8 protein-coding genes are annotated in these 20419 nt (G+C 28.5%); 2 read left to right on the top strand and 6 right to left on the bottom strand.

Features of this window, described 5'->3' with window-relative positions:
- Window positions 1-13 precede the first annotated feature (13 nt).
- Both CRU95_RS08115 and CRU95_RS08110 read right to left on the bottom strand, forming a co-directional pair.
- On the bottom strand, window positions 14-1165 hold the full coding sequence (locus CRU95_RS08115; protein ID WP_129100645.1) for a hypothetical protein: 1152 nt from the start codon (window positions 1163-1165) through the stop codon (window positions 14-16).
- A 3-nt stretch (window positions 1166-1168) separates the two neighbouring features.
- On the bottom strand, window positions 1169-1933 hold the full coding sequence (locus CRU95_RS08110; RefSeq protein WP_164969750.1) for an outer membrane lipoprotein-sorting protein: 765 nt from the start codon (window positions 1931-1933) through the stop codon (window positions 1169-1171).
- Window positions 1934-2254: 321 nt separating this feature from the next.
- Between CRU95_RS08110 and CRU95_RS08105 the strand changes: the two genes are divergently transcribed.
- Window positions 2255-4339: a TonB-dependent receptor gene (locus CRU95_RS08105; protein ID WP_129100643.1), complete on the top strand. Its 2085-nt coding sequence runs from the start codon at window positions 2255-2257 to the stop codon at window positions 4337-4339.
- Between the two features lie 129 nt (window positions 4340-4468).
- Window positions 4469-5173: a 4'-phosphopantetheinyl transferase superfamily protein gene (locus CRU95_RS08100; RefSeq protein ID WP_083771999.1), complete on the top strand. Its 705-nt coding sequence runs from the start codon at window positions 4469-4471 to the stop codon at window positions 5171-5173.
- A 2-nt stretch (window positions 5174-5175) separates the two neighbouring features.
- Here CRU95_RS08100 and ccrA read toward each other — a convergent pair whose 3' ends face one another.
- Genes ccrA through CRU95_RS08080 form a run of 4 tightly spaced genes read right to left on the bottom strand, consistent with a single transcriptional unit; the run spans window position 5176 to window position 20419 of the window.
- The gene (gene ccrA, locus CRU95_RS08095; RefSeq protein ID WP_129100642.1) at window positions 5176-6537 is read right to left on the bottom strand and encodes a crotonyl-CoA carboxylase/reductase; all 1362 of its coding nucleotides are present in this window, start codon (window positions 6535-6537) and stop codon (window positions 5176-5178) included.
- Window positions 6538-6564: 27 nt separating this feature from the next.
- Window positions 6565-7308, bottom strand: a complete 744-nt coding sequence (locus CRU95_RS08090; protein ID WP_129100641.1) for a thioesterase II family protein — start codon at window positions 7306-7308, stop codon at window positions 6565-6567.
- 6 nt (window positions 7309-7314) lie between these two features.
- Window positions 7315-17031, bottom strand: a complete 9717-nt coding sequence (locus CRU95_RS08085; RefSeq protein WP_129100640.1) for a non-ribosomal peptide synthetase/type I polyketide synthase — start codon at window positions 17029-17031, stop codon at window positions 7315-7317.
- A complete protein-coding gene (locus tag CRU95_RS08080) occupies window positions 17021-20419 on the bottom strand; it encodes a non-ribosomal peptide synthetase (RefSeq protein ID WP_129100639.1) in 3399 nt (1132 codons plus the stop codon). Before CRU95_RS08080 ends, CRU95_RS08085 begins: the two co-directional genes overlap by 11 nt.

Below are 20419 nucleotides of genomic sequence, written 5' to 3'. Positions count from 1 at the left end.
ATCTCCTATTTTATTAAAAGTAGTACTTTATTTCACAACCAAAGCGTAAATGCTCACCAATATAGTTGTCACTTTTTAGATATCTTATATCTGCTGATACATTTAAATTATCAATTAATCTTCCACTATATTTTATATATGCACTCATATCACTTTTTTTTGTATCTTTTATAATTCCTGTTAAAAATTCACTGGAATCTTTGTCATTTAATGAATATCTTAGTGCTAAAAATAGATCATTATCAAAGCTTGTATTTTTGTTATCACTTTTATAATATTCAGCTATTAACCCTAAACTATTATTTTTATAAATTTGTTCTATAGTGTATTCGCTACCAACACCTATATTATAAAAATCTTTTATATCAAACTCTCCGTCTTTTTGTACTTTTGTGTAACTAGCTTCAACCTTATAAAGTGTGGAGTTTAGGACAAAAGTATCATATGTAAAAAGTTTTGCACTTTGGAAAAGATAAGGGTTTATTTTATTATTTGTTTTTTGATAGAGTATATTTTCATCATAGCCATAAAAAAAGCCCATATTTATATCTGCGATTATTTCATCATCATAACTTTTTGAATATACAGCTAAGAAAGATGGTTGTTCCCTTTTATTTGAAAAATTTATTTTTTTTGAATATATATTTGTTTTAAAAGGGCTATAAGGGGAGTTTGTACTTGGTAGTTTTATGTTTTCTTCAAAACTTTTTATATATAGTTTTAAAGTAGAATCATCATCAAAAAAATAGTTCAAATTTGCCATAATTGAACCTTTTTTATAAGTGCTTAAAGAATCTTTTTGATAATTTTGACGATTAAATATATTTACTATATTATTAGCTTCTAAACTTCCTAAAAATATAATTTTTTTACCTAAATTTAAATCAAAATTTTCAAACGCTTTAGAGTAATAAAGCTCTGATATATTGAAATAATCTCTTTGTTCTTCACTACTATCTTTTAAAATACTAATTTTTGAATATAAATATGAGTCTTCAAAAGAGTGTTTAAACTCATTTTGAAAGGTGATGGCACTGTTATAATTTCTAGTATCACCTTTTGTTTTTAAATAAGATTTATACTCATATCCAATATAACTTTTTATCTCATTTTTAGCTAGGACAATATTTACTAGAAGTAAAGAACTAAATAATATTTTTTTCAAAAATTAGTCTTTTAAGTATCTTTTTGAAAAAAGCTTTTCATCTAGATTTAATTTGATGTCATCTTTTACATAAATTAAAGTAGTAGATTTTAAGTTTTGATGATTACTCATTTGTATTTTGGCAACTCTATATATATTTTTAATTTTTCTATAAGTATATTTTGCAGTTTTGAGAAGTTCATTTTTTTTATCAAAAAACTCTACTTTTAAAATTACAAATTTAGTCTTATCCACAAAAAGTATTTGTTTTGAATATCCTGAATTTTTATCTTTAGGGTATCTTTCATATTTATAAACGTCTATATTACCTATCTTACTATCTTCTGTTCTAGTAGAATAAGTATATTTTGAAGGTTCCCTTGAAGATATATCTTCATAAGAAAATTCACTTCCCATAAAAGAACCACTTTTATTTTTACTAGTTATACGTTTTATACGTTTTAGTGCAGGTAGATATAACCATTGGTTGTTATTTTTATTTATTTTTTCATGGGTTAAGAATTTTGTACCTTTTACATCTAATGGTGTTTTAAATTCCATTAATGATTTATCTCCATTTATGCCATAATGATTTTTATTTTCAAAAGAGATTGATTCCATTATTCTTTTTGATTTATTTTTAGCTTGATCTATTAAAACCATCTCTAATATGCTTTTTGAACTTCCATATCCATCCGAACTTTTTTTAACATTTGTTGCTACTTCAAAAGGTGTGAGGGCAAAAACTTGTGAAATAAAAAGAGATGCTAGTATTATTTTTTTAATCATTATATGCTCCATTAGTAAATTAATAAAATTTAGGTGAATGCTATACTAATTGAGAGTAATTATCAATATTTTTCTTGTTCTAAAGGGATTTTATCTGATTATAAAAGTATTATATTTTGTTTGTGATATTAATATAGTTAAAGATTATTATACAAATTTATCAAATAAATAATTTATTCTTGATTTTATTTAATAAGCTATTTAGTTACTTATAAAATACTCTTGACGGCATAAAAAATCCTTTTAGTTCTATTTATAATAATGATTATTAGTTTTATTTATAATATACTTAAGCCAATATTTACTTAAATTGGAGGAAAAATGAAAATAAAAGAACTGATGATCCTATCTGTATTATCTTTGGCAACAGCAACTACTCTTTATGGTGAAGGTTCAGCTCAAGAGATGGATAATATAACTGTAACAGCAAATAAAGTAGAAGAAAATATTCAAGATGTTCCTCAAAGTATAACTGTCATAAGCGGAGAAATACTAGAAGAAAGAGGTATAAAGACAATTGTAGATGTGATAAATGAGATACCAAATATGACATCTATACCTGATCGTGGTGTTAAGGTGAACTTTAGAGGATTAAATGCTTCTTTATTTACTGAAAATAATCCTATTGTAGTTTATGTTGATGGAATTCCTACTTCATTCAAGCGTGCTTTTACAGCTTCTTTAGAAAATGTTGAGAGAATAGAAGTTTTAAGGGGACCACAAGGAACTCTTTATGGAAAAGATGCCATAGGTGGAGTTATAAATATCATAACAAAAAAACCTACTAATGAAACAAGTGGAAACATAGGCTTTGAATATGGTAGTGATAATTATAAAAGAACAACATTTAATATAAATACACCAATAATTGATAATAAGCTTTTTTTTAATCTTAATGGTGAAATTACTTCAACAGATGGTTGGATAAATAATAAATATAAAAATGATAAAAAAGCGGCTAAAGAAGATGATAAAAGTTTTGGTACATCTTTGTATTATAAAGTAACAGATAATCTTTCAACAAAATTAGTATTAAAAAAAGAAAAAATTAAAAACTATGGATTTAAAGGTTATGGAATAGTGGGTAGTACTAATTTTGGTGAATTTAAAAGAAATAATGCTGAAAATACTAGTTTTGAAGAACCAATGCTTGAAAAGAATGATATTGATTCTCAAAGTATTGATATTAAATACGAAGCAGATAATTATATTCTTGATGCTGTTACAGTACACAGAAAAACTAGTTTAAAAGGTAATTATGATGCTGACTTTACAAATGGAACCATTTTAGATGGTTCTAATTTATTTAATGATGCCTCTTCTGATACATATTCTCAAGAATTAAGACTGTCTAATAAAGAAACTGATGGTATTCGTTGGGTTGCTGGATTATATTTAGATAAAGAAGAAAAAAATAAAGATGCATATGGAAGTGAAACAGTAATGGGTGGTGTTAACTTTGGAAAGACTAATACTGTTTCTTCTATTGATAGTACTACTCAAGCTGTTTTTGGACAAGCAATGATTCCTTTAAATAAACAATTGAAATTAACTCTTGGTGGTAGGTATCAGAAAATCAAAAGAGAAATTGACTTGAATGGCTTTTCAAATACTACTAAAAATAATGAATATAATGATAAAAGAAGTTGGAATGTATTTATTCCCAAAGTTGCTTTAGATTATAAAATAAATGAAAATTTTTCTCCTTATGTATCTGTTTCTAAAGGTTATATGCCAGGAGGATTTAATGTATTAGCTAGAAATTCTAAAAAAGAGGATAATAGATTTGAACCAGAAAGATCTACAAATTATGAAATAGGTATTAAAGGGTCAGTAGGTGATTTTATGTTTACTGCTGCAATATTTAGAATGGATATAAAAGATATTCATATTAATAGACAAGAAACGGTTGGTGCCACAACTAATTATTATACCGACAATGCTGATAAAGCACATTCAGAAGGTATCGAATTTGACTTTAGATATTTTCCTACAGATAGGATAGAAGTAAGTGGGGCACTTGGTTTTATAAAAACAAAATATGATTCTTATGTTGCTGGAGATAATGATTTTAGTGGTAAAGAAATAGAAACTACACCTAGTCATACAGCAAATTTAAGTGTAGCTTATTATCATCCCAATGGATTTTATGCCCGTACAGATGTGAGAAATCAAGGTTCAATGTCATTTTATGATGATGCCCATAAAACTTTTCCTAAAGAAGATGGTTATACTTTAGTTGATGTTAAAGTAGGATATAAATTTTCTGATTGGGATATTTATGTATATGGTAAAAATTTAACAGATGAAAAATATATTAATACTTATGAAGCAAATAGTTTATTTACAATGGCAACATTTGGTGACCCAAGGTTTTTTGGGATAGGTGCTAGATATAGATTTTAAAAAATAGAAGTAGGAATACTTCTATTTTTATTTTTAAGTGTAAAGTAAATTTAAAATCTGTCAGAACAGCTATTATGAATAGATAATTAATAATGAAATATATGATAATATTTACAGAAGATGTAGAGAATGGAAAACCTTATGGTTCCTTTATTTAATAATAATGTACATATTTGGAAAATAGAAATAGATAAAATATCTGAAGATATTTATAAATATAGTGAATTATTAACTCCCGATGAATTAAATCGTGCTAATAAATATCGAATTAGCAATAAAAAAAAAGCATACATTACTACAAGGATAACGCTAAAAATACTACTTAAGTATTACCTTGATAATGATTCATATTCAATTACTTTATATAAAAATAATTATGGCAAGATATATATAAAAGGAAGCAACCTTTATTTTAATATAAGTCATAGTACAGATATGTCTATAATCACATTTTCAAGAAATAATGAGATTGGAATTGATTTGGAAAATATGAATTGTGATAGCAATATCATAGATATTTCAACAAGATATTTTACAAAAAGAGAAAGACTTTGGATAAAAAACCTAGCCCTAGAGAAGCAAAAAGAGGCTTTTATTTACTGTTGGGTGAGAAAAGAAGCTTATATTAAAGCATTGGGCTTAGGACTTAGTATTCCCCTTGATAGTTTTCATGTTATTCCTCAAAATACTAAAGAAATACCTATTGATAATTTTCAAATAAAAGAATGGTTTTTGTATCCTTTAAATATATCAACACAGTACTTAGGAGCTATGTGTATTCAAAGTCCTAATGTAACTATGTCATATTTTGATGCTTATAATTTATATAAATAAATTTACTTATTTTTTAAGTTTCTAAAGATATTAATTTTATCTTCACCTACTTTTTGACGTAATTCATGGTCTTTGATACCTAATCCTTCTTTGGGAGATAAGCATAAAATACCAACTTTCCCAATATGTTGATTGTTTTTAACTTTTATGCAACCTTCAATAGAGTTTTCAAGGGTATACACTTCTGATAATATAGGATTTATTTTCCCTAAGCATGATAATCTATTAGCATTATAAGCTTCATAGATATTAGCTCCATGAGAACCTATGATAGATTTTACATACATCCATAAATAACGATTATCAAATGTGTGCTCATATCCTGTAGTAGAACCGCACGTGACAATTTTTCCTCCACTTTTAGCAACAAAAACGCTTGCTCCAAAAGTCTCTCTACCTGTATGTTCAAAAACAATATCAGCAGATTCTTTATCTATTAAGCGTTCAACTGTACTTTTAAATGCAATAAGATGCCTTTTATTAATACTTCCATCTTCTTTAAAGAAATTAAAATTTTTCTTTGCTCTATTTACAACATATTCACAACCTAGCTTTTTTACTAATTCTGCTTTTTTTTCACTAGAAACAACTGCAATAGGTCTTCCTCCACCATTTAGTACATATTGAATACCCATTGCACCCATTCCTCCTGCACCTCCCCAAACTAGGACATTATCCCCTTGTTTCATCTCTGCACCATGTTGCGAAACTAACATTCTATATGCCGTACTTGAAACAAGAGATAATGATGCTGCTTCTTCCCAACTTAAGTGTTCTGGTTTTTTCATTAGCTGGGTAGATTTAACTAAACAAAATTCTGCTAATCCACCAAAATTTGTTTCATATCCCCAAGCTTTTGTGTTTGGATCTGACATCGAATCTTTATAAGACTGAGGGTTTGTATTAGAAGTAACTGCTGGGCAAATAACAACTCTGTCTCCTAATTTCCAATTATCATGAACTTTAGTTCCAAGTTTTACAATAACTCCTGCTGCATCACTTCCTAATATATGATAAGTTAAGTTATGTTTTTTATTTTTTGGATTTGATTTAGCATAGTGGGATAAAAAATTAAAAGTTGGCAATGGCTCAAAAGTTGCAGACCATACTGTGTTATGATTAACTCCAGAAGCCATAACAGCAATTAATACTTCATCATCTCCAACTTCAGGAATAGTTACTTCTTTGTAATGTAATGTTTTTGAAATATCTTTATCTTCAGTTTCCATTTCCCCAAAAATATTCTCTTCTTCTTTTAAGGTTACTAAAGCATTCATTGAACTGGGTAATTTTATATTTTCATAATCTTTTTGCGTTGTATTATCATTTTCAATCATTTCTATTATTTTTTTTGTTTCTGACATTCTTCTATCCTTTCTTTATAATTTATTTTATTGTTTTAATGTATTTGCCACTATTGAAGCAATATTATGTGAATCATCATTTATAAAAAAGTGGTCACCTTCAAATAATTTTAATTCAAATATTTTGTTTGTATACTGATGCCATTGTTTTAAGTTAGTTGGTAAAACTAAGGTGTCATTTACTCCCCCTAATACTGTTAATGGGCAACAAAGGGTTTCTATGTCATTGTGATGCCATCTTTCAATAAGTTTTAAGTCAGCACGCAATGTCGGTTCGACCATTTTCATATAGTCTTTATTATTTAATAGCACTTCATTTGTTCCTCCCATTTGTCTTAGCGAATCAATAAACTCTTCACCTTCTAGGTGATATGTTATATGGTTGTGAGGAGTATTAGGTGTTCTGCATCCAGATACAAATACATGCTTAGGACTATAAGGGGTATTATTTGATAAATATTTAGCAAGTTCATATGTAGCCATTGCTCCCATACTATGACCAAAGAGAGCAAATGGTTTATCTAAATAATTAAAGAGTTGCTTTGCTAGGGTTTTTACTAAGTCTTCCATAGAATCTATTGCTTGCTCATTTATACGATTTTCTCTACCTGGTAGTTGAATTTTGCATACTTGTATATGCTCTGGCATTGATTTTTGCCAAAGCCGATAAATAGATGATCCTCCTCCTGCATATGGCAAGCAAAATAGACGTAATTTAACATTTTCTTTTTCTTCGTATTGAATCCATTTGTTTTTTGTTATTGAATCCATTAAAATCTACTTTTTACTAAAATTTTGTATTGTATTAGTTATTGAACTTACATTTGGGTATTGTAAGCAACTCATATGGTTTCCATCCACTTCAATATGTTGTATTTTATCACCGAAACTATTCCAACTTTGGTGATTTTTTACACTTTGTTTCGCTTGAAGAAGTAATGTATCAACACTTGATAGATGTGGCATATCATACTCTATTGTAAACTCTACATACTGTTTAAAAATATTAAACTTCCGACGTAAATTAGTGCTATCATTATTTAATAAGCTATTTGAATCAATTAGTTGTTCAAATAAATCTTCAAATTCTTCTTCATTTAGTTTTTGTATTTCATTTAACTCACTATTTGTATATGTATTATTCTTCAATTTTACTATTAGTTCTTCTTTTATTGGAAGAAGCTCTATATTCATGTTAAAAGATAAAGCAAATAGAACTAGGATTAATAAAGAGTTATCTTTTAATTCTTGTGGTAAAAACTGAGTATCAATTAAAATTAATTGAGTTAAGTCTTCTCCTCTTTCTTTTAATTGACGAGCAATTTCCCACGCAACAAATCCTCCAGAACTAAATCCGCAAATAATAGGTGGATAGGCTGTGTCCCTTGTATTTATTTGTTCTAAATAGCTACTTGCAATGTCTGAAATGTTGTTTTTTTCAATAGTCGATTGAGCAGCAATACCATAAATATTAAAATCATTTTCTAATTGATCTGCTAATTCATTAAATACAAAAACTCCTCCATCACTACCATGTATACAAAATATATTTGGTTTTTCTTCACTAATAGTATTAAAGGATGTTAAAATACTAGACGAATTATTAAACTCTAAGCTTATCATTTCTTGTTTTTTATTTTCCAGAGAAGAATCATTTTGGGCTTTTATAAACTGTGCCATATCTTCTAAGAAGGGGTTCATAAATATCTGATTTACAGATAGATTAAAGCCTTCTTTTTGTAATGATATACTTAGTCTTGTTGCCTGAAGAGAATCTCCTCCAATATCAAAAAAGTCACTATGTATATTAATATCATCTACTTGTAAAATTTCCCTACATATAGATAATAATAATTTTTCATTTTCTGTTTGAGGAGTACTACTTTTGATTTCTTTTTTTTCATTACTTGGTAAAGGTAATGCTTTTCTATCTAACTTACCATTCTTTGTTAAAGGTATACTATTTAATATAAAGAAATGATTGGGCACCATATAATTTGGTAATCGTTCTTTAGTCCATATTTTTAATTTACTTTCAATTTCACTTAAGTTTTTCTCTTTGCACACACAATAGGCGATAAGTTTTTGTTTATTATCTTTTATACTAGTAGATATTTCACTATTTCCATAGGTGTCAATAGCCGTAACTACAACATTTTGAATAAGCTCATTTTGAAGAAGTGAAGATTCTATTTCTCCTAGTTCAATACGGTGTCCATTGATTTTTACTTGTAAGTCATTTCGTCCTAAAAATTCAATATAACCATTAGGATGAAAACGACCTTTATCTCCAGTTTTATATAGTTTCTCTCCACTTATTGGATGGATAATAAATGATTCTTTTGTTTTTCCTTCATCTTGCCAGTAGCCCATAAATAAGCCTTCTCCTCCAATATATAAATCACCTATAACTAATTGTGGGCAATCATTATATTTTTCATTTAAAACATAAAATTGTTGATTTGCGAGAGGCCTTCCATAGGGAATACTATTCCAAGTAGGGTCAATATCTTCAATAGGATAATAAATAGACCAAATAGATGCTTCTGTAGCACCACCAAGACTATAAAGTTTTGCATTTTTTGTACTTTTTTGTAGCTTGTCTTTGAGTGATAGTGGTATCCAATCTCCACTCAATAGGACTAATCGCATCTCTTGCATAGTTACTTTATTTGCATTTGTTTGAATAAGTAGCATTTCGCATAATGCAGGTACACTGTTCCAAATAGTAATTTTATGTTTTTCAATGAGATCTATCCAATGATTTGGATCTTTTGTCCCTTCTTCATTTGGTAATACTAGGCAAGCTCCTGCATTTAATGTACCAAATATATCATATACTGATAAATCAAAATGTACTCCTGATAAACCAAATACTATATCATCACTTGTTATTTTAAATCTATCATTAATATCAAGTATAGTATTTAATGCACTATGATGACTTATCATCACTCCCTTAGGTATACCCGTAGAACCAGAAGTATATATAATATATGCCAACTGTTGATTGTTTGATGGCATAAATTCAATATTGTTATTTTGTACAATTTTCTCTTCTTCTTTTCCCCAATTTGATGGAGTAGTTATTAATTTTATATTTTTTGGCCAAGTAAAATTATCTTTCATTTCTTTAGAAGTAATTACATAAGAGATTTTGGCTACTTCTAATAACTGTAATAACCTTTTTTCTGGTAATTTATAATCAAAAGGTACATATGTCCCATTGACACCAAGTGTAGCAATTATAGAAGATATTTGTTGCCATCCTTTTGGTAATATGATAGCTACTTTTTCTAAGGGCTTTATATCTGATTCTTGTAATTGCCAAGCAAAAAAGCAAGATCTTTCAAATAATTCCTTATAGCTTAGATTTTCATTATTTGTAATTAATGCAGAGTGATTAGGAGATTGTTTCACTTGACGTAAAAAACCACTTAATAAATCATCTTGCTTTGGTAAATAATCAAAGTTTTGAGTATTATTGTACTGAATACGTTTTTGTTCTTGTGATATAGGTATTTTAATTGCTTGGGTTGATTCCCATACTTGTTCATTATTAGCTAATTGTTCCAATAAATTACCATATGCCTCAAACATACTATCAAGCATTCCTTCTGGAAATAACTCATCTACACAATCCCAATATACATTTAAAGAACCACCATAGTCATGAACATGATTATCAATATAAACTTGAGGTGTTTGACTTATTGTATAAATCTGTTTTCCAAGCTCTTTGGCTTGGCTTTCATGTTCACTAAAAGTGGTATTAACATTTTCAGCTAAACCAAAGGTACTAGTAAATACAACTGGCATATTGGCTTGTTTAGAATGTTTTGCTAGTTCTCTCATAACAGAAACACCACTAAAAGAATCATAAGATTGGTCTTTCAAAAGTTGTTTTTGCAAGATATTTGCTTGTTCTTTAAAAGATAATTGCTTGCTAAAATCAACACTTAGTAAAATAAGAGAAGTAAATTCTCCAATAATATCATTAACTTGGGGATGTACAGCCAAACGATTAAATGTTGGTACATTTAAAGTAAATTTTGCACTATTACTAAAAAGAGATAATACTTGTGCATATACTGAAAGTAAAATTCCAGAAGGAGTAAGTCCTGCCTTTTGTGCTCCTAAGCTTTTTAATATTTGCCATTTTTCTTCACTTAAATGAAATTCTCTACGAATAAATTTAGGAGTACTAACTTTAGATGGATCTTTAGCAAGGGGTAATTGTGGAGAAGGATAAATTTCATCTAACCTATCTACCCAATACTTTTTAGCTTTATGATAATCCTCTGTTTGTTTGTATGCTTCAAAAGTCATAATATAATCTCGAAATGTCAGAGATAAGTTAGGTAAAGTATCTTGAGGATTATTATATATATGCACCCATTCACTTAGCATAATACCAATACTCCGACCATCTGTCATGATATTATCTAGACTAATATGTAGTCTTGTAACATTGTTTTGCAGTTTAGTGGCATGTATATCAAATAGTGGCCATTTATCAGTTTGAGGTACTCTATGTGATAATTCTGTTCGTATTTCTTCCAATGCTTTATCACTAACTTTTTTTGCAGTTTTACTAAAATCTCTTACTTCAAAATGATATTCTTTTACATTGTCTAATATTTGTTGTTGTCCATAAGGATGAATTATGCAACGTAACATTTCATGTCTTTGAATTAGTTTGTTCCACGCATCTTCTAATAACGCTATATCTAAATCTTTACACTCAATTTCCATATATCCATGGCAAGCAATATTTCCTAAATCCATATGCTGATCTCTACCAATCCAATAGGCTTGTTGAATATCTGTTAGAGGAAAAGGTTTTGTTAAAGAATCTTTATCAACTAGGAGTAACTCTGCTATGTCAGAATGATTTGTACTTTGCATAGCTTTTAATAAATGTTCACTTATGGCATTTATATTTAAATTTGCCATTACTTCATTTGGTTTTACTTTGATTTGTAATACTTGATTAAGATTATTTAGTAAATCTAAAAACATTAAAGAGTCAATTCCCAAGTGCAATAAATCTTTTTCTGAAGGTACATCATCTACATTTATGCGTAATAATACAGAAATTTTTTGTTTTAAATAATCACTAATGAACTCTAATGATTGTCCAGAATTTTTAGATGATTTAAGATTTTCTAGCAATTTATGTTGTTGTTGAGCTAAATTTTCTTCACTTCCTTGTTTTTGTTCAATATATGATACTGTTAATACATCTTTAAAATAGCTAGATAGTTGATTTTTTGGATGATTTTGTAGTAGTTTATTCCAATTTACATCAAATATTCCCATGTGGGTATCTTTAAAATCTCCTGTAATAATTTGTTCTAAGCAATTAAAAGATTGTTTTACTCCAATACTATTTAAGCCATTTTGTCTTAATTGTTCTTCTTGACTTGTGTTAGCAACTGTTCCAACTTCCGCCCAAGCTCCCCAACTAATACTTATGGCTGGTAAATTTTTAGATTTTCTATAGTGTGCTAATGCGTCCAAGAAGGCATTACTTGCAACATATTCTGGTAAACCTCTTGCTGGGATTAAAGATACAGACGAAGAGTATAATATAAATAAATCTAACTCTTTATGGTTCTGAGTAATTTTATGTAAATTCCAAGCACCTTCAAGTTTTGGTGAAATAACAGCAAGGGTTCTTTCCTTTTGTGACATTTCTCCTAGGGTTTTAGTATCACGAACAACTGCACTATGTATTACACCTTTAAGGGGTAAATCAAGATTATTAATTAATTTTTCTAGAGACTCATAATCTGTAATATCAAGCTGTGCTACTTTAATATTAATTCCTAATTTAGTAAAGTTGTCTATTTCTTCTTTTGCCTGAATATTAGGCTTACTACGACCAATAAGTAAAATATTTTTTGCCCCATTTTCTATTAGCCAAGAAGCTGTTTTTAAACCTAATCCACCTAATCCACCTGCAATTACATACCATCCATTAGCATCAATATTTACTTTTTGGATAGTTGGAGTTATATCAGTATTTTCTAAAGATCGTATACGAGGTAAATAGCAATTGTTTTTACGTAAAATAAGTTGGTATTCATTTGAATTATTTTTACTTAGAAGATTCTTTAATAAATCTATACTATTATCTTTTATAGACATTTCTGTATCAAAATCAATTAGTTTGACTTTTAATTCAGGGTGACCTAATGCAACAACTTGAGAAAAACCCCAAAGTGTAGCTTGGGATAATGCAATATTTTGATTAGGAATGGCACTAGTATGTTGAGATCCATTTGTTATAATACTTAGATTTTTTAAATTTTTTAAATTTATTTGTGATAATGCAGATAATATATCTAGTAATTTTAAGGATGAAACTGCTTGTTTTTCTTGTAATTGAGAACCTGATAATTGATTTAATGAAATGTTTTCAACTCCCCATAAATATAAAATTTGAACAGGTTTATTATTATTAAATGTTTTTTTTATTTTTTCATTAAGCAATTTTGAAGATATATCCAATTCAATATTAGATACATTTTGATTATGTTGTTTAAGTAATGAGGTAAGTTCTTGTGTATATCCTACTTTATCACTGCAAATGAGCCAGTTTGAGCTTTCTTTTAATAAATAATCAAGTTTTTCTAGTGGAACTTCATTTTTATCCCACTGAATATGGTGGAAATAATTATTATATTCTTTTTCTTCAATTATTACTTCTTTTTGTTGTGCTAGTAAAATTCTTTCTCCTATGAAAGAAGTATCTGTATTTTCTTCAGGTATGGAATGGAAATTTTTAAAACCTAATTTTATCAATAGAGATTCCCATTGATCTTTTGTCATAAAAGGTTGCATTCCTCGTAGTTCTGTATCTTTAACTATAGGTAATAATAAGCCCGTAGTAAGTTCTCCAATTAATGTTTCTTTTATAATTTCATACATAAATAACATAGCATTTGGTTTTAATAGTTTTGATACATTGTTCATAGTATGTTGCAAATCATCAGCAGCATGTAAAACATTTGAAGCAATTATTAAATCAAAGCTATTATAATCTAGTCCTTGTTCCTTAGGATTTTTATTGATATCAAACAGGGTATAGTTTACAAAGTTATATTCTTCAAAGTTTTTATTAGCTCGTTGTAAAAATATAGGAGATACATCTGTATAATAATATGTACTTCTATCTTTTGGTAATAATGGCAATAATTGTTCACTTGTTGCACCTGTTCCTGCGCCAATTTCTAAAATTTTAAGGGGGATATTATTGGGCATATTTGAAACCCAACTTTTAACTGTTTCTCGTAATAAAGCATTAAAATAATATGAAGTTGGTAGATCAGCATAGATTTCTTTTGCTTCATCTATGGATGTTTCCATCATTATGGCATCTATAGCTTTTGTCTTTCCACTTAGTACGTCTGCTAGTTGCTCACCTGAATTAATAAATACTGATTCAAAAGCTGGGTTTGCTAGAAACACATCTTTGCAATCATTTTTTTGTTCTTTTATTATTTGATTATTTATATCTTTTAATTGCCAAAATTGCTTATCTTTTGATTTTAATAATCCAACAACATTTAACTCTTCTAAAAACCTTTGTATTAATTGATGATATTGTGGAATTACTTTTTGAAGTATAGAATCTAAACTATACTTTTTATCATCAGTGAATAAATCTAAAGATCTTAGTGCTTTTATAATAAAACTTTGAGCTAGAGTTATTAATACTTTTTCATCATATTTTAGTTGAGAAATATTTAAAGCTTTACTTCCTTCTTTTGCTTGTTTATTTCCTGAACTTAATATGTTATTCCAAATAGTTAAGGGGTCATCTTGCTTATGTGTTTGTAAACTATCAGCTACAGTACTTAACCAATATTTTTGCTTATCAAATGGATAAGTTGGTAAGGATACTCTTTGATAATCTTTATTATGAGCTAATCCTTCCCATTGTATATCAATACCCTTGCAATATAATTGGGCAACAGCTGATAAAATAATTTTTTTATCTTCTTGATTTCGTTGTAAAGAATGAATCCATTGATAATCTGTATTACTTACACATTTTTTACCCATATTAGTTAGAACAGGATGAGGTCCACACTCTAAGAAACAATTTATACCCATGTTTTCTAAGGTATTAATACTTTCCATAAATAAAACTGGCTTACGCATGTGTTCACGCCAATATTTTGCTGTAGTTATTTCTTCGTTTTTAACAATACGTCCATATAGGTTAGATACAATTTGTGTATTTGGTATTTTCATATCAAATGAAGCTACTAATTTCTCAAAATCATCCAATATTGGATCAAGTAAAGAGCTATGGAAGGCGTGAGATACTTTTAGTTTACTATATTCAATATTGTCTTTATCTAGCTGTTCTATGAGTTTTTCTAATATTATATTTTCACCTGATAAGACAAAATGATTAGGTCCATTATGTGCAGCTATTGATAATTGAGGGTAGATGTTTATATATTTATCTATGATTTCTTGATTTGTAAATATTGCTAACATTCCACCTTTATTTGTTTCTAAGTTTTGAACTAGTTGACCCCTTGAAGTAATTAATTTAAGAGCATCCTTTAAATTAAAAACATCAGCTACACAAGCAGCGACTATTTCACCTACACTATGTCCAGCTAATACACTAAATTCTATACCCATTCCTCTATACATATTATATAAAGAGTATTCTATTGCAAATATGGCTGGCTGAGCATACTTAGTTTCTGTAAGTAAATTAGTATGCTCTTCTTTACCAAATATAAGATCTATTAATGGTATATCCAATAAGTTTTCTAATTCCTTCGCACATAAATTTAAATTTTCATAAAAGAGTTTATTTGATGTATAGAGTTCTTTTGCCATATTTGGATAGCTTGAACCTTGTCCTGTAAATAAACAAGCAATTTTAGTAGAATAATTTTTTGTACCTATATATCCTTGTATATTTTCCTTTGTATTTAAAAATTCTTGAACTTGTTGTTTCAAATGATTATGATTTTTTGCAACAATGGCTAATCTCTCATTGTGATGATTTCTTCCTTCTATACTAGTAAAACTTATATTTTGCAAAGATTCCTCTGTGTTTTGTAAGTAATTATTATAATCTTCAGCAAGAGTATGTAATTGTTTTTGACTTTGTGCTGATAAAACAACAAGGTTTATTTCATCATCTTTTTTTATATTTGTTTCTATTTTTTCTGGTGCTTGTTCTAAAATCATATGTACGTTAGTTCCTCCAAAACCAAAAGAACTTACACCTGCTCTACGAGGGTGATTTCTTTTAGGCCATAATGACGCTTTATCATTGACAAAAAATGGAGTATTAATAAAATCAATTTCGGGATTGGCTTTTTTATAATGTAAACTAGGTGGAATTTGTGCATTTTTTAATGATAATACAGTCTTTATAAAACTTGCAATACCTGCTGCACAATTTAAATGACCGATATTTGGTTTAACAGAACCTATTGCACAAAAGCCTTTCTCTTTGGTTTCATTTTGGAATACTTGACTAAGTGATCTAATTTCAATAGGGTCACCTAATGGGGTTCCTGTACCATGAGTTTCAATGTAGTCTATAGTATTAACTGGAATATCTGCTAATGCTATAGCTTGTGCTATTACACTAGATTGTCCTTCTATACTAGGGGCTGTATATCCTATTTTTCTTGCCCCATCATTATTTACAGCTGAACCTAAGATAACAGCATGAATAGAATCCCCATCTTCAATTGCATCGCTAAGAGGTTTAAGTACTACTGCACCTACACCATTTCCTGCAACTGTACCCTTTGCATCAGCATCAAAAGCTCTACAATGTCCATCAGGAGAAAATATCATGCCTTCTTTATATTCATACTCAAGCTCTTGGGGAATAGATATATTTACTCCACCTGCTAGTGCCATTTTACACTCTCCATTTAATAAGCTTTGTACAGCTGTATGGATTGATAATAAAGATGTTGAACAAGCACTTTGAACGCAGATACTTGGTCCTGTCAAGTTTAATTTATAAGATACTCTTGTGGCGAGATAGTCTTTATCATTTCCCATAAGTAGTTGTAGTAAATGTGTAGTATCTCCTTTAGCTAAGATGGACTGTTGCGCTAATAGTAAATAGGTGCTAATATTGCTTCCTGCAAATACTCCTACATTTCCAGCTTTATCTGGAGAATATCCAGCTTCTTCTAATGCATGCCAACAACACTCTAAAAATAGTCTTTGTTGGGGATCTAATATCTCTGCTTCATAAGCACTATAATTAAAAAATTTTGCATCAAAGCAATCTATATCATCTACTGTTGCCGCGGCACGAACAAAATGACCTTTTGTTGATGATTCTTCATTACTAAATTGAATAATAGACTCAACACCATTGATAAGATTATCCCAATATTTGTTGATGTCTTTTGCTTGGGGAAATATTCCAGACATACCAATAACAGCAATTGCATCTGGATTATCACTTATATTCTTATAGTTCATTCTCTTCTCCTATTTTATTTTGTCTTTGTATTAATCTTTGTCTTCGGCTAGTAGTTTTAGCTTTTTGTCTTGCTTGAGTTAAAATATTATTGACTTGATTATCTTTTTGTTCAATATGAAGACAAAGTGTTCTTATTGTTGGTTTATCAAATAAATCTAAAATTGATAAGTTTATATTTAATTTTGTTTCTAATTGATTATGTATAGTTACCACATCTAAAGAAGTAGCACCTAAATCAAATAAACTCTCTTCAACACTAACTTTTTCAATAGATAAGTGTTCTGAAATAATATTTTGGATAGTTGTTTCTAATTTATTTTTAGGTGCTACATAATTTGCATGGTATTTTTCTAGAATATCTATTTTTGGTAAATGTTTATAATCAATTTTTCCATTAATACTTAATGGTATTTCATCTAAAGTAATATAAAATCTAGGAATCATATACTCTGGTAAATGATCATTAAGATATTGTTTAATTTTATTTTCATCTATTATTTTATTTGTTACTATATAAGCAACTAAAACTTGTTTAGATTTTTTTAAGCTTTTATCTTCAACTAATACAACAATAGCTTTGTTAATATTTGGATGTTCATTTAAATTATTTTCTATTTCACCTAATTCAATTCTAAATCCACTAAGTTTAATTTGATTATCTTCTCTTCCTTTAAATTCAACATAACCACCATTTGACGGATTAAATGAGCCTAAATCTCCTGTGTCATATAAAAATTCTTTTGTATGAGGATTTTGTATAAAGTGCTTGTGTGTTTTTATCTTATCATTAAAGTAACCTTTTGATAAACCAATACCTCCAATATATAATTTACCTACTGCATAATCAGGGCAAGGTCGATAATTCTCATCTAAGATATGTATGCTTTGATTACTAAGAGGTATTCCATAGGGAATATTTTTAAAATTATTAGTGAGTTTTTTGATTGGATAATATATAGACCAAATTGCAGCTTCTGTTGCACCCCCTAAACTAAAAAGATGTGTATTAGGCATCTTTTCATAGACTATGTTAACTAGATTTAAAGGAATTTTATCTCCACTAACCATTACGGTTTTAAAGGATTCTAAAATAGTTTTATTTGGTGCATATTCTAAAAATATTTGAAGTAAAGCAGGAACACTATTCCATACTGTACAAGGATGATTCTTTAAACATTCTTGCCAATGCTGTGGATTTTTTTCTTGTTTTGCATCAGGTAAAACTAAAGTCGCTCCTGCTGCAAGTGTACCAAATATATCGTATACTGATAAATCAAAGTTAAGTGCAGATAAACCAAAAATACTATCTTCTTTATTAATATTAAATCGTTTATTGATGTCTAATACTGTATTCATCACTGAATTATGGCTCATCATCACACCTTTTGGCATCCCTGTTGAACCTGAAGTATATATAATATATGCAATATCATCATTAGTATGTTTAATTGGCCAAAAATCTACTGCTTGGGGATCTTTTTTAGCTAACTCATCTTCTATAAATAAACATATTATCTCGTCAGTTAATGATAAAGATTTGTAGCATTGTTCTATACTAATAACATATTTACAATTAGTATCTTTTAGTATCTTATTAAGTCTTTGTTTGGGAGAGTTATTATCTATTGGAATATAGCTTGCTCCACTAGCAAGTACTCCTAATACTGCTACAACTTGTTGCCACCCTTTAGGTAAAATAATTGCAATATTATCTCCCACACCTAGACCTCTTTTTTGTAATTGTATATTTAAAGCATAGGCTCTATACGCTAACTCTTCATATGTTAAAGTTTTATTAGTAGATACTATTGCTGTTGCAGTTGCTTGTTTTTTAACTTGTTCAATAAAAGAATAATAAATGGGTTTATTTGAAAGGTTTAATAACTCTTCATCTTTTGTATTATTATATGAAATACGTAACTCTTTTTGTAGTGATGGCATATGAATAGATAGTTCTTCTTCCCAACTTGTATTATCTTTTCCTAAAAGATTTAAAGCATTTATATAAGAGTCAAACATTATAGAAAGTAAATTTTTTTCAAATGCCTCTTCTACATAATCCCAATGTATAATAAGTTTTCCATCTTCTTCATATACTTGATGATCTAATAAAACTTGTGGTGTTTGGGTAATAGAATAAGTCATTTGACCCAGTTGATTTTTATCTGCATCTAGCTTAGAACTAATATCTCCTACTGTTAAAGCGCTGGTAAAAACAATAGGAGCAATTTGTTTATTACCACTAATCTTAGACCATTGTTGCATAACATTTACTCCACTATATAAACGGTGTTCTAAATCAGTAAATAATTTTGATTGAATGTTTTTTGCAAGATCTTTAAAGATTTTATTATCTCCACTTAAAGCATCAATTCCTAAGAGCATGGTAATTGTAAAGTCTCCTACAATTTTATCCATCTCTTTATGCCAAGGTGGGCGATTAAAAACTGTCATATTTAAAGTAAAATCAGGATTTCTACTCCAACGATGAAGTATATGAGAGAATACTGTTAATAAAACGCTTGTGGTAGTTAGACCATAGGTTTTTGATTTTTGTTTAATTATTTTCCATTGAGTATTCTCCATAGTAAATTTTAAGCGCTTAAAATGTGGTTTTTCTATTTCTGACAAATCTCTTTTTAATGGTAGCATTGGAGCAGAAGGCAATGTTTTGATTTTTTTCAACCAATAGTTTTTTGCATTTTCATAAAATGAAGTTTCTTCTTGATTTTTTAATGTAAGGACATAATCTCTAAAGGTAAGTTTTAGTGGGACATAAGAGCTATTTGATTGGTGATAATAGTTATATAATTCTTCTTGAAAAATAAAATTACTATAAACATCTGAAATGATAGCATCAAAACTCCAATGTATTTTATATTGAGTATTATCAATATTACTCACATGAATATTAAATAATGGCCATTGATCTGTTGGTAGAATTTGATGAGATAAAGAATCTCTTAATTCTAATAATGCCTTTTCTTTACTTTTTTTGTCTGGTAAGTTTGTTAAGTCATGTGTAGTTACTCTAAACTTTGGAACATCTTTAAGGGTTTGTTGTGATCCATTTTGATTGACAATTGTACGAAGCATATCATGTCTTTCTATTATTTTTTGCCATGCATATTCATATTGGCTTATATCCAAATTTTCAATATCCATTTCAATATAAGCATGACTTGCTACATTACCTAATAGAAATTTTTGACTACGACCTAATAAATAGCTTTGTTGAATATCAGTTAAAGGGTAGGGCTCATAGCGATTTATTTCATCTGGATTAATAGTAATACTATTTTCTTTAGGTGTTGGATTATCAGATAGTCCTTTCTCTTTTAATAGTTTTGCCATTAGTTCACGTTGTTCTTTTGATAATTCTGTCAT

This window comes from Arcobacter sp. F2176, assembly GCF_004116465.1.
Lineage (GTDB): Bacteria > Campylobacterota > Campylobacteria > Campylobacterales > Arcobacteraceae > Arcobacter > Arcobacter siniprincipis.
The sequence above is the reverse complement of the archived record's forward strand: the minus strand, read 5'-3'. Positions and strand labels throughout refer to the sequence as shown.

What these genes read in the sequence shown, in the direction of transcription:
- CRU95_RS08110 (WP_164969750.1), bottom strand. Translation starts at nt 1,933, where the DNA reads ATGATTAAAAAAATAATACTAGCATCTCTTTTTATTTCACAAGTTTTT.
- CRU95_RS08105 (WP_129100643.1), top strand. Translation starts at nt 2,255, where the DNA reads ATGAAAATAAAAGAACTGATGATCCTATCTGTATTATCTTTGGCAACA.
- CRU95_RS08100 (WP_083771999.1), top strand. Translation starts at nt 4,469, where the DNA reads ATGGAAAACCTTATGGTTCCTTTATTTAATAATAATGTACATATTTGG.
- ccrA (WP_129100642.1), bottom strand. Translation starts at nt 6,537, where the DNA reads ATGTCAGAAACAAAAAAAATAATAGAAATGATTGAAAATGATAATACA.
- CRU95_RS08090 (WP_129100641.1), bottom strand. Translation starts at nt 7,308, where the DNA reads ATGGATTCAATAACAAAAAACAAATGGATTCAATACGAAGAAAAAGAA.
- CRU95_RS08085 (WP_129100640.1), bottom strand. Translation starts at nt 17,031, where the DNA reads ATGAACTATAAGAATATAAGTGATAATCCAGATGCAATTGCTGTTATT.
- CRU95_RS08080 (WP_129100639.1), bottom strand. Translation starts at nt 20,419, where the DNA reads ATGACAGAATTATCAAAAGAACAACGTGAACTAATGGCAAAACTATTA.